7 protein-coding genes and 1 pseudogene are annotated in these 11,595 nt (G+C 62.8%); 5 read left to right on the top strand and 3 right to left on the bottom strand.

The genetic code is table 11. The features are described from left to right. The 3 genes from ACE04A_RS29590 to ACE04A_RS29580 form a co-directional block, all read right to left on the bottom strand. Positions 1 to 329: MFS transporter (locus tag ACE04A_RS29590; protein WP_485820802.1), on the bottom strand; the 329-nt coding region annotated here is incomplete at its 3' end. A gap of 98 nt (positions 330 to 427) precedes the next feature. Next, complete coding sequence (locus ACE04A_RS29585; protein WP_100853210.1) at positions 428 to 934, bottom strand: hypothetical protein; 507 nt, start codon at positions 932 to 934, stop codon at positions 428 to 430. A 241-nt stretch (positions 935 to 1,175) separates the two neighbouring features. Then, positions 1,176 to 1,625 carry an Lrp/AsnC family transcriptional regulator gene (locus ACE04A_RS29580; protein ID WP_046806515.1) on the bottom strand — a complete coding sequence of 150 codons (450 nt, stop codon included), beginning with the start codon at positions 1,623 to 1,625 and terminating at the stop codon, positions 1,176 to 1,178. A 130-nt stretch (positions 1,626 to 1,755) separates the two neighbouring features. Here ACE04A_RS29580 and ACE04A_RS29575 point away from each other — a divergent pair. The 5 genes and pseudogenes from ACE04A_RS29575 to ACE04A_RS29555 all read left to right on the top strand — a co-directional run bounded on the left by ACE04A_RS29575 (position 1,756) and on the right by ACE04A_RS29555 (position 11,476). After that, positions 1,756 to 5,262, top strand: a pseudogene (locus ACE04A_RS29575) (indolepyruvate ferredoxin oxidoreductase family protein). Between the two features lie 303 nt (positions 5,263 to 5,565). After that, the gene (locus tag ACE04A_RS29570; RefSeq protein ID WP_100853212.1) at positions 5,566 to 8,496 is read left to right on the top strand and encodes a ribonucleoside-diphosphate reductase subunit alpha; all 2,931 of its coding nucleotides are present in this window, start codon (positions 5,566 to 5,568) and stop codon (positions 8,494 to 8,496) included. Between the two features lie 19 nt (positions 8,497 to 8,515). Continuing rightward, entirely contained in the window at positions 8,516 to 9,712 is a 1,197-nt protein-coding gene (locus tag ACE04A_RS29565) for a ribonucleotide-diphosphate reductase subunit beta (protein ID WP_050447107.1), read from the top strand. Positions 9,713 to 10,059: 347 nt separating this feature from the next. Then, on the top strand, positions 10,060 to 10,767 hold the full coding sequence (locus tag ACE04A_RS29560; protein ID WP_485820801.1) for a histone H1-like DNA-binding protein: 708 nt from the start codon (positions 10,060 to 10,062) through the stop codon (positions 10,765 to 10,767). Positions 10,768 to 10,915: 148 nt separating this feature from the next. After that, positions 10,916 to 11,476, top strand: a complete 561-nt coding sequence (locus ACE04A_RS29555) for a YggT family protein (RefSeq protein WP_259252978.1) — start codon at positions 10,916 to 10,918, stop codon at positions 11,474 to 11,476. Positions 11,477 to 11,595: the final 119 nt, after the last annotated feature.

Raw genomic sequence — 11,595 nt, 5'->3', positions numbered from 1 at the left:
GCCGCGCCCGACACGGCGCGGCACAAGACCAACATATCCAGGGAATCCGCCATGACGGCGCCGGCGCTGCCCACGGCGCAGGCCACCGTCGCCACGCTGACGACGCGGTACTTGCCGTAGCGGTCACCCACCGGGCCGAAGAACATCTGCAACACGCCATATGCCACGGCAAACGCCGTCACCACGCGCGCGGCCTGCCCGGTAGAGGTGCCGAATTCCGCCGCCAGTTGCGGCAGCATGGGGTCACAAATACGGAAGGCGCTGGCGCTGACAAAAGCAGCCAGGGCAAGCAGCGCGATGGCGCGTGCTTCAGAAGACATGGCGGGCATGGGAAACCGGCGGCAAGGCAAAAGTCGAAGCCCGCACCTTACCGCAGCCAGCCCATCCTGGCGCGGCGGACGCACGCAGTGTCCGCCCCGCGCAACGGTCAGTAAGGCAGGCGGTAGCCCTGCGGCATGCGACGCGCGGTCACCAATTGACCGCCGCTCTTGAGCTCGCGCAGCGTCAGCTTGGCGCGCTCGACCTTTTCGACGCGGTAGCGGCTCAGGTAGATGGGGTCCTTGGTATCCACGGGCTCGCCGGCGGATTTGGTCGTCTGCATCGTGTAGACGTTGTCGGCCACGGTCCAGCAGCCGGTCTCACGCAAGGCCGGACGCGCCTTGCGCCCGATCTTGAGCAACGACTCATAGGCCATGGTGCCATCGGCGGACAAGACGATCAGCGATTGCAGTTCCCCGCTGACGTCGCGCGGCCGCGTGTTCGACAGCCATGTCCCGATCATGGGGTCACCCGTTTTGGCGGGCACGCAGGCCACCGGTTTGGGCGGTGCCTCGGGCTGGCCGTCGGTGATGGCGGCGGGCTTTCTGGCCACGCAACCGGCCAGGACAAGAACGGCACAGGCGATGCTGGCCGAACGCAAATACACACTGCTCATGACTTCCTCAACACGTCTGTCGACGCGGCGTACCGATCAGACCGGCACGGGCTTCGCGCAGCAAACATGACGCACTCTAATGAGCCGCTAGGGAAGAATCAACGACGATCCGCGCCGTGTGCAATTGCGCAACAGTGCACGCCGGAATGCGCCGGTTTTAGGTGTGGAACGCGCACGAATGCGTTGGTTTCAAGCGACACCGCACCGGCGCTCTCTATATATAGAGAGCGCCGTAAATCAATTACAGCGGCAGACGTTGTTCGTGCTTGATCTCGCGCAGCGCCACGATGGTGCGTGTCTGGCGGATGCCGGGCATGTTGAACAGGAAGCGGTGCAGGAAACGGTCGTACGCTTCCGGGCTTTCGACCAGGATCTTCAGCAGGAAGTCGGAATCGCCGGTCACCGCATAACACTCCAGGATCTCGGGCGCGTCGCGCACCGAACGCTCGAAGTGCTCGACCGTGTTCGAGGAATGCCGCTCCAGGCTGATCTGCGCGAACATGCAGCCCAGCCCCACCTTGCTGCGGTCCACCTGGGCGCTATAGCCCTGGATGACCCCGCTGGCTTCCATCGCCTTTACCCGCCGCCACACGGGTGCGGCCGATAGCCCCACCTTGTCGGACAACTGCTGCGCCGAAGCCCGGCCGTCCTCCTGCAAGGCCTTGAGGATGCCGATATCGGTCTTGTCCATCGCTTTGTCTCCTGGTTTTTGTCGAACACGAAATGTTCATTGCGTATTATAGGGATAGCACGATCCAAAAACGCAATAAATCGGATGCTCCGCGAACCTATCATGGTGCCAAATACCAGGAGCATTCATTATGGACGGCACTCCCGCCCCCGATCCCCAGTTGGACCTTGACTACCAGCTTGCCGACAACCTCACCCGAGAGTCCGGCCGCATCTTCCTGACGGGGACGCAAGCGCTCGTGCGGATCATGCTCACGCAGGCGCGGGTTGACCGCGAACGTGGGCTGAACACCGCCGGCTTTGTGTCGGGCTATCGGGGATCGCCGCTGGGTGGCGTGGACATGGCGATGTGGAAGGCGAAGAAGGCGCTGGACGCCAGCCAGATCTCGTTCTTGCCCGGCATCAATGAAGACATGGCGGCCACCGCCGTCATGGGGACGCAGCAGGCCGGCGTGCGCGCCGACCGCAACGTCGATGGCGTGTTTGCCATGTGGTACGGCAAGGGCCCCGGCGTGGACCGCGCGGGCGATGCGCTGCACCACGGCAACGCGGCCGGCGCATCGCGCAACGGCGGCGTGCTGGTGGTGGTGGGCGATGACCACACCGCCGTGTCGTCGTCCATTCCGCACGCCAGCGAAGCGTCGTTGATCGGTTGGCAGATGCCGATCGTGCATCCGACCTCTATCGATGAGTACGAAACCTTCGCGCTGTGGGGCTGGGCGCTGTCGCGCTATGCCGGCACCTGGGTCGCGTTCAAGGCGGTATCCGAGACCATCGAAAGCGGCCACTCGTTCACGCCGGCCGCCGTGCAGCACTACGACATGCCGGCCGATCCCGACATGCCGCCCGAAGCGCTGGAATATTCCGCGCGCGACTTCTTGTCGCTGGCCGTCGAAACGCGCATGAACCTGCGCATGAAGGCGGTTGCCGCATTCGCGCGCCGCCATAGCATCGACCGCCTGACCTGTCCCGCGCCCAAGGCGACCGTGGGCATCGTCACGGTCGGCAAGGCGCATCTGGACACCATGGAAGCGCTGGCGCGCCTGGGTGTGGACACCGTCACCGCCAACGCACCGGTGCGTATCTACAAGCCGGGCCTGACCTGGCCGATGGATGGCGAACGGCTGCTGGAATTTGCGCGCGGGTTGTCGCACATTCTGGTGGTTGAAGAAAAAGGCGCCGTGGTCGAAAGCCAGATCAAGGATCTGCTGTTCAATTTGCCCGAGCGCCCGTCGGTCATCGGCAAGAAGGGCTTTGGTGGCGAAACGCTGGTGCCCTCGGCCGGACAACTGCGCCCATCGCTGCTGGCCCAGCCGCTGGCCGCCTGGCTGACCCGCACCGCCGGCCTGCCGCTGGGTGCGGACCTGGCGGCGTTCGAATGCCAATCGGCGTTGTCCAATGATGCCGACGGCATGCGCCGCCGTCCCTATTTCTGTTCAGGCTGTCCGCACAGCACGTCGACCAAGGTGCCCGAGGGCAGCCAGGCGCTGTCAGGCGTGGGCTGCCACTACATGGCCGCCTGGATGGACCGCGACACGGGCGGCCTGACGCAGATGGGCGGCGAAGGCGTCGATTGGATCGGCCTGTCGCGCTACACCAAGATGCCGCACATCTTCCAGAACATGGGAGAAGGCACCTATTACCACTCGGGCTATCTGGCGATCCGCCAGGCAGTGGCCGCGCGCGCCAACATCACCTACAAGATCCTGTTTAACGACGCGGTCGCGATGACGGGCGGGCAGCCGGTGGACGGGCCGATCTCGGTGCCGCAGATCTGCCAGCAACTGCGTGGTGAGAACGTGGCGCGCATCGTCGTCACCAGCGACGAGCCAGAAAAATACCAGGGCGTGGACCTGGGCCCCAACATCAAGGTGCACCATCGCCGTGAGCTGGACGCGGTGCAGCGCGAGCTGCGCGAGATTCCCGGCGTGACCGTGCTGATCCATGATCAAACCTGCGCCGCCGAGAAGCGCCGCCGGCGCAAGAAGAACCAGTTCCCTGACCCGGCACGCCGCATGCTGATCAACAGCGCGGTGTGCGAAGGCTGCGGCGACTGCGGCGTGCAATCGAACTGCCTGTCGGTGGTGCCGCTGGAAACGCCGTATGGCCGCAAGCGCGCCATCGACCAATCCAGCTGCAACAAGGACTACTCCTGCGCGGAAGGGTTCTGCCCCAGCTTCGTCTCGGTGATGGGTGGCAAGCCACGCAAGAGCGCGGCGCCCAAGACTGATCAGGAACGCCTGCAACGTCTTATCGAACAGTTGCCGCAGCCCGCCACGCCGTCGCTGGATCGACCCTATCGGCTGCTGGTCGCGGGCATGGGCGGCACGGGCGTCATCACCATCGGCGCCATCGTGTCGATGGCCGCGCACCTGGAAGGCCTGTCGGCCGCGGTGTTGGACCTGACCGGCCTGGCGCAAAAAGGCGGCACGGTCGTCAGCCACATCCGCTTGGCCCCGGCGGGCGCGCCGGCAGGCCCCGTCCGCCTGGATTGGCAGCAGGCCGATGCCGCCATCCTGTGCGACCCGGTGGCCTCGGTGGCGCCGGATTCGCTGGGCGCGCTGCGTCGTGGGCATACCCAGGTCACGGTCAACACCTATGTTGCGCCGGTATCCGAATTCACCCGCAACCCCGACGCCGCCATGCGCCCCGAAGCGCTGCTGGCCAAGATCCGCCACGCCGCGGGCGATGCCAACACGGCCGCCATTGATGCGCACGAAGCCGCGCTGGCCTTGTTCGGCGACAGCATCCTGTCCAACATGTTCATGTTGGGCTATGCGTGGCAACGCGGCGGCGTGCCGCTGTCGCAAGCGGCCATCAACCGCGCCATCGAGCTGAACGGCGTGGCCATCGCGGCCAATCGCGCCGCCTTTGACAGCGGCCGCCTGGCCGCGCACCAGCCCGATGCGCTGGAAAGCGCCTTGCGTCCGCGCGCCCAGGTCGTGCAACTACATGTGCCGGAAACGTTCGACCGCGCCGTGGCCCGCCGCATCGCGGACCTGACGGCCTACCAGGACGCCCGTTATGCGCGCGTCTACCAGGACGTCGTCGAAGCCGTCGCGGCGCGCGAGCGTTAATTGGCGCCCGACACCAAGACGCCGCGCCTGGCGATGGCGGTGGCGCGCGGCCTGTTCAAGCTGATGGCCTACAAGGACGAATACGAAGTGGCGCGCCTTTACACCGGCGACGCATTCCAGGCGCAATTGAAGGGCCAGTTCGAAGGCGACTACAGCCTGCGCTTTCATATGGCCCCGCCGATCTTCGCCCGCAAGGACCCGCGCACCGGCGTGCCGCGCAAGATGACGCTGGGCCCGCGCACCATGACGGCACTGAAATTGCTGACGCGCATGAAGGGCCTGCGCGGCACCTGGTTCGATCCCTTCGGCCACACCGCCGAACGCAAGATGGAACGGGCGCTGGTTGCCGAGTATCGCCAGACCATAGACCAACTTCTTGTAGGGTTGAACCGGGACAACATCGCGCAAGCAGCTACAATCGCCGGCCTTGCAGAAACCATCCGCGGCTACGGCCACGTGAAGGCAGCAAGCGTCGAGAAGTACCGGACGCAATTGGGTCGATTGATGCAGAGCTATACAGCACCGGCCCCGCGCGACATGCCTCTGCGGAAAACCGCATAAACAGTCGCTTTGAGCCGTGCACTACTGGGCGCGCCTTACTGGGCGCGCCCAGTGCATTTAGTAACAATCTTTTGTGAGCTTCGTCATACCTTTTTCTTGTTCCCGTAGTTCTCGATCACTAGAATTAGTGTCCAACGAGGGGTGCTACACTACATGTTGTGGTCGCCTAAGCGCTGATTCTCGTCGGCCACGCCTTTTGGACTAAGCCGTCCAAGCCGTTTCGACCCCCTCAAAAGATCCACATTCATACCCGGCATGACCGCCGTCATGTCGCTATCTACGCGTTTTCGCACAGGAGCTTCCATGCAGACTACGATCGCCTCTGTGACCCGGCCTTCGGCCGTGCCGCCCTCACAAACCGATTCCCCTGCCGACGCCAATGGCGGGCAATGGGCCAGCTACAACATCATTCGCCGCAATGGCTCGGTGGTTGGGTTTGAACCCAGCAAGATCGCCATCGCCATGACCAAGGCCTTCCTGGCCGTGAACGGTGGCCAGGGCGCAGCGTCCGCCCGGGTGCGTGAACTGGTCGAGAACCTGACCAGCCAGGCCGTGAATGCCCTGGTGCGCAACCGCCCCAACGGCGGCACCTTCCATATTGAAGACATCCAGGACCAGGTTGAACTGGCGCTGATGCGCTCGGGCCAACATGATGTTGCCCGCGCCTACGTCCTGTACCGCGAGAAGCGCACGCAAGAGCGCGCCGCCGCCGCTGCCGCCGAAGGCCAGGAAAAGGCCGCTGCCGCGCCCGTGGAACACGTGCTGAACGTGACCGACGCCGGCGTGCGCCGTCCGCTGGACCTGGCTGAACTGCGCGCGACCATCGTCGCCGCCGGCGAAGGCCTGGCCGAATTCATCGACAGCGAATCCATCCTGAAGGAAACGGTCAAGAACCTGTACGACGGCATCCCCGTCGACGAAGTGTTCAAGTCCGCCATCCTGTCGGCGCGCGCGCTGGTTGAAAAAGACCCGGCCTACAGCCAGGTCACCGCTCGCCTGCTGCTGCACACGATCCGCAAGGAAGTGCTGGGCGAAGAAGTCTCGCAAGACGGCATGATCGCGCGCTACGCCGAGTACTTCCCCACCTTCATCGCTCGCGGTATCGAAGGCGGCCTGCTGTCGCCCGAACTGGCCAACTATGACCTGACCCGCCTGGGCAAGGCCTTGAACGCCAAGCGCGACCTGCAATTCGGCTACCTGGGCCTGCAAACCCTGTACGACCGCTACTTCCTGCACATCCGCGGCACCCGCATCGAACTGCCGCAGGTGTTCTTCATGCGCGTGGCCATGGGCCTGGCGCTGCGTGAAGCCGACCGCGAAGCGCGCGCCATCGAGTTCTACGAGATCCTGTCCTCGTTCGACTTCATGAGCTCGACGCCGACGCTGTTCAACTCGGGCACGCTGCACTCGCAGTTGTCGTCGTGCTATCTGACCACCGTGTCGGATGACCTGGAAGGCATCTACGACGCCATCAAGGAAAACGCGCTGCTGGCCAAGTACGCCGGCGGCCTGGGCAACGACTGGACTCCGGTGCGCGCGCTGCGCAGCCACATCAAGGGCACCAACGGCGAAAGCCAGGGCGTGGTTCCGTTCCTGAAGGTCGTCAACGACACCGCCGTCGCGGTGAACCAGGGCGGCAAGCGCAAGGGCGCGGTGTGCACGTACTTGGAATCGTGGCACCTGGACATCGAAGAATTCCTGGAACTGCGCAAGAACACCGGCGACGAACGCCGCCGCACGCACGACATGAACACGGCGAACTGGATTCCCGACCTGTTCATGAAGCGCGTCATGGAAGGTGGTGAATGGACGCTGTTCTCGCCGTCCGACTGCCCCGACCTGCACGACAAGTACGGCCGCGCGTTTGAAGAAGCGTATATCGGCCACGAAAAGCGCGTCGCCAGCGGCGAGCTCAAGCTCTACAAGAAGATGCCGGCGCTGACGCTGTGGCGCAAGATGCTGTCGATGCTGTTCGAAACCGGCCATCCGTGGATCACGTTCAAGGATCCGTGCAACATCCGTTCGCCCCAGCAGCACGTGGGCGTCGTCCACAGCTCGAACCTGTGCACCGAGATCACGCTGAACACCAACGAATCCGAAATCGCGGTGTGCAACCTGGGTTCGGTGAACCTGGTCGCACACATGAAGCCGGCTGCCGGTGGTGGTTTCGAACTGGATCACGACAAGATCAAGCGCACCGTCAGCATCGCGATGCGCATGCTCGACAACGTCATCGACATCAACTACTACGCCGTCGAGAAGGCCCGCAATTCCAACGCGCGCCATCGTCCGGTGGGCATGGGCATCATGGGCTTCCAGGATTGCCTGCAGATGATGCGCGTGCCGTATGCATCGCAAGCCGCCGTTGAATTCGCTGATCGTTCGATGGAAGCCGTTTGCTATCACGCCTACTTCGCGTCGAGCCTGCTCGCCGAAGAACGTGGTCGCTATCAATCGTATGAAGGTTCGTTGTGGTCGCGTGGCATCTTGCCGCAAGACACGTTGAAGATGCTGCGTGATGAACGCGGTGGTCATGTTGAAGTTGATGAATCGAGCACGCTCGATTGGGATACGTTGCGCGCGCGCATCAAACAACATGGCATGCGCAACTCCAATTGCGTGGCAATTGCCCCAACCGCGACTATTTCCAATATCATTGGTGTATCTGCGTGCATCGAACCTACTTTCCAGAACTTGTACGTCAAATCGAATCTCTCCGGCGAGTTCACGGTCGTTAACGATTACCTCGTGCGTGACCTGAAGAAACTCGGTCTCTGGGACGAAGTCATGGTCGCCGACCTCAAGTACTTCGACGGCAGCCTGTCCCGCATCGATCGCGTACCTTCCGAACTCCGCGAACTCTACGCCACCGCGTTCGAAGTCGAACCGAGCTGGCTGGTTGAATGCGCGTCGCGCCGTCAGAAGTGGATCGATCAAGCCCAGTCGCTGAACATCTACATGTCGGGCGCATCGGGCAAGAAGCTGGATGACACCTACAAGCTGGCATGGCTGCGTGGCCTGAAGACCACGTACTACCTGCGTACCCTGGGCGCCACCAGCGCCGAGAAGTCCACCGGTCGCGGCGGCGAATTGAACGCCGTCACTGCTGGTGGCCAATCCACGGCCGCGGCCGTGGGCGCCGCACCTGTTTTGCCGGAACCCGAAGTTCTCGGGGCGGTTTGCACCATGCGGCCGGGCGACCCCGGCTTCGAAGAGTGCGAAGCCTGCCAATAACCGCCTCCGGAGAATTGAAATGATTAATTGGGAAGACGACACCACCGCCACGCAACCTGCTTCCCCCGCCCCCGCGGGCGGCCAGCAGGCTGCGCCCGAAGTCCGGGCGGCGACGGGTGTGTTCGGCGACACCGCCATGCCTACGCCTGCCGCGCCTGAACACGCGGCCGGTCTGGCCGCCAGCGGTGCAGCCACCGCGCAGCGCGTGAAGGTTGCCGACAAGCGCATCATCAACGGCGAAACCGACGTCAATCAACTTGTGCCGTTCAAGTACAAGTGGGCGTGGGAAAAGTATTTGGCCACGTGCGCCAACCACTGGATGCCGCAAGAGATCAACATGTCGCGCGATATCGCGCTTTGGAAGAACCCGAACGGGCTCACCGAAGACGAACGCCGCATCGTGAAGCGCAACCTGGGTTTCTTCGTCACGGCCGACTCGCTGGCCGCGAACAACATCGTGTTGGGCACCTACCGCCACATCACGGCTCCCGAATGCCGCCAGTTCCTGCTGCGCCAGGCATTCGAGGAAGCGATCCACACGCACGCTTATCAATACATCGTCGAAAGCCTGGACCTGGACGAAGCCGAGATCTTCAACGCTTATAACGAAGTTCCGTCCATCCGCGCCAAAGACGAGTTCCTGATCCCGTTCATCGACGCGATCGCGGACCCCCACTTCAAGACGGGCACGCCCGAAGCCGACCAGACGCTGCTGAAGTCGCTGATCGTTTTCGCTTGCTTGATGGAAGGCCTGTTCTTCTACGTGGGCTTCACGCAGATCCTGGCGCTGGGCCGCCAGAACAAGATGACCGGCGCGGCCGAACAGTACATGTACATCCTTCGCGATGAATCCATGCACTGCAACTTCGGCATCGACCTGATCAACACCGTCAAACTGGAAAATCCGCATCTGTGGACGCCGGCTTTCCGCGAAGAAATTCGAGAACTCTTCCGCAAAGCGGTCGAACTCGAATACGCTTACGCCGAAGACACGATGCCGCGCGGCGTGTTGGGCTTGAACGCACCTATGTTCAAATCCTACCTGCGCTTCATCGCCAACCGTCGTTGCCAGCAAATCGGTATCGAACCGCTGTACCCGCAGGAAGAGAATCCCTTCCCTTGGATGGCGGAAATGATCGATCTTAAAAAGGAACGCAACTTTTTTGAAACTCGCGTGATCGAATACCAAACCGGTGGCACGCTGAGCTGGGAGTAAAGCAGTACGTCATCAGGCCCGGCGCGGGCACGCTCTGCCAACACAGAGCGTCGCGTTCGCGACAGGCTTGATGACGCGCTTCCTGGTCAGGGTGTTTTCGAACACGTAGAACAAGCGGTCGGCGGCCTGTGATCAGGCTGCGACCGGCGCCATTTGAAATGGCTCGCGCCAAAGGAGCGGGGGCCATATCAAATGGCTGTGCCGAATTCATTAGCGCAAACCGTAGTAGCTGTTGCTCGCACAGAACAGCGGCATGCGCCGATGAATAGCCCGGGCACGATTCGCTTTGTTGGCGAGTCGGGGCACGGGTTTAAGTTCTGGGACCCCTGAACCTAAGGAGCATGACCATGGCAACAGCCAAGAAAGCCGTAAAGAAAGCCGCGGCGAAGAAGCCCGCCGCCAAGAAGGCAGTCGCTAAGAAGGCCGCACCGGCCAAGAAAGCCGCTGTCAAGAAGGTAGCAGTCAAGAAAGTCGCCGCCGCCAAAAAGCCGGCAGTGAAGAAGGTTGCCGCCAAGAAGCCGGCAGCCAAGAAGGTCGTCGCCAAGAAAGCGGTAGCCAAGAAGGCCGTCGCCAAGAAGGCAGTCGCCAAGAAAGCGGTAGCCAAGAAGGTTGTCGCCAAGAAGGCCGTTGCCAAGAAAGCGGTAGCCAAGAAAACGGTAGCCAAGAAGGCCGTCGCAAAGAAGGCAGTTGCCAAGAAAGCCGTCGCCAAGAAGGCCGTCGCCAAGAAAGCGGTAGCCAAGAAGGCCGTCGCCAAAAAGGCCGTTGCCAAGAAGGCGCCCGCCGCCAAGAAAGCAGTTGCCAAGAAAGCGGTAGCCAAGAAGGCCCCCGCTGCCAAGAAGGCGCCTGCTGCCAAGAAGGCTCCCGCTGCAAAGAAGGCTCCTGCCGCCGCCAAGCCGGCTGCTGCCGCCAAGCCCGCCGCTGCCAAGAAGCCTGCCGCGAAGAAAGCCGCTCCCAAGAAGCCCGCAACGCCGCCGTCCACGGCTGCCGCCCCGGGTGCAAAGACCGCGCTGAATCCCGCCGCTTCGTGGCCGTTTCCCACGGGTGGCCGTCCCTAATCAGGACGGTTCGAAGCTGTAGCTTCACTAGAGCCGCCTGGCCTTGGCTAGGCGGCTTTTTTGCGTCATCTCCATCCGCCAAACGCCGCAGCAAACTTTCCACGCAGCGTGCGACAATTGATTCCTCATTTTTTCGGTGATCGCCTCCATGCTCGGTGAAATCTTCCGCTTCCTCCTCGAAATCGTGTTCACGCTGTTCGGCGCGGCATTGATTGCCCGCGCCTGGATGCACGCGATCCGCCTCCACGCCTTCAACCCGATTGCGCGCACCATCTACCAGGCAACAAACTGGCTGGTGATGCCGCTGCGCAAGATCATTCCCGCCGGCAACAAGATCGACTGGACGAGTCTGGTCGCCGCCTGGCTGGCCGCGCTGCTGTATATCGTGCTGATCTGGCTGCTGGCGCTGGGCGCGCTGATTCCCGCCGCGCTGCTGCCGGCCGCCATGGGCTCGGCCTTGATCATGACCATCAAGTGGGCGCTGAACCTGGTGGTGTGGTTGACGCTGATCCAGGCCGTGCTGTCCTGGGTCAATCCGACGGCGCCGATGATGCCGCTGCTGCAGGCGCTGACCGCGCCCATGCTGGATCCCATCCGCCGCATCCTGCCGCGCACCAGCATCGACTTTTCGCCCTTGGTGCTGCTGATCGTGGCGCAGGTGCTGCTGATGGTGCTGGCCAATCTGAGCCAGCGCATGATGGGGCTGTAGACCAAAGACACGGGGCATCGCGCCCCGTTCTTGTTTCCGCTATGCCGGAATCCCGGCGTAGATCTCGACCAGCTTCTTGCGGTCGATCTTGTGGTTGTTCGACATCGGCAATGCCGGGC

It is taken from the genome of Achromobacter colocynthidis (genome assembly GCF_057334535.1).
This window is presented reverse-complemented; position numbering and strand designations above follow the sequence as displayed.